The 1,140-nt window shown below is 54.1% G+C and carries 1 protein-coding gene; it reads left to right on the top strand.

Annotation, left to right across the window (positions count from 1 at the left end):
* A partial coding sequence (locus OGX96_RS11595) for an Ig-like domain-containing protein (protein ID WP_286583193.1) occupies positions 1-1,140 on the top strand: 1,140 nt, incomplete at both ends.

Genomic DNA, 1,140 nt, shown 5'->3' on the forward strand with positions numbered 1-1,140 from the left:
TTCAACCGTCGATGAACACGGTAACCCGTCAACGGTAACGCACGACCATATGGTGCATATCGATCTGCACGCGGAAGCGAGCATTACGATTGATAAGGTGACCGCCGATAACACCCTGAACCATAGCGAACTGAATATGGCTCAGCAACTCATCACCGGCACCGTCGATGGTGATGCGAAGCTTCACGACGTTGTCAGCCTTGAGATCAATGGCCACACGTTTACGGGTGAAGTCATTACGCTGAATAACGGTCAACTGGGCTACCAAATCCCGGTCGACTCGTCGGCGTTCAGCAACAACCAGGGCGACCAGGATAAATATGTCAACATCAGGGCGACGGTTGTCTCGTATGATGCGGTAGGCAACGAAGTGACGGAGATCAGCGACCACGACGTGCATATCGACAACTTTGCGGTAAACCAGGTGCATATTGGTACCATTGCCGGTGATGACGTTATTAATATCAAGGAGTTTTCCGCAAACGGCGGTATCACGCAGATCGCCGGTACCGTCACCGGCGTGGATGCGGCGGCCGGGGATGTGGTGGAGTTGCAGCTGGATGGCGTCCCGGTGATGCAAGGCGTTGTTGTCACGCTGGCGGGCGGCAAGCTGGGCTATAGCTTCCCGATGAATACCCATATGCTGATGAGTCATCCGGAAATTACCATTTCGGTCACCTCCAGCGATGCGGCAGGGAACAGCGTCACGCATTCTGCGACGAAAACCATTAGCGCTGATATGTACACCCAATCGCATATCACCATTGATGGCGTGACGGATGATAACTTCATCAACATCAAAGAATCGACGGACCATAACGGTAAGACCACCATCAGCGGCACGGTAAGCGGCGATGCGAAAGAGTACGATACCGTTGAGCTGGTGATTAATGGTCAGCACTACTCAGGCACGGTGGAGAAGCTGGCGAACGGTGGCCTCGGCTACCATATCCCGGTGGACACCCAGAACCTGGTCAACGATCCGGTGATTCATGCGAGCATTCACACCACGGATAGTCATGGTAACGAAACCACGGCAACCGCGGATCGTACCGTGGGTCTGGATCTGGACGCCAGCGCCTCTATCGGCATCGATACCGTCGCAAGTGATGACATTATCAGTAAAGCCGAGTCCGACCT

It is taken from the genome of Citrobacter sp. Cpo100, from assembly GCF_030332595.1.
Taxonomy (GTDB): Bacteria; Pseudomonadota; Gammaproteobacteria; order Enterobacterales; family Enterobacteriaceae; genus Citrobacter; species Citrobacter portucalensis.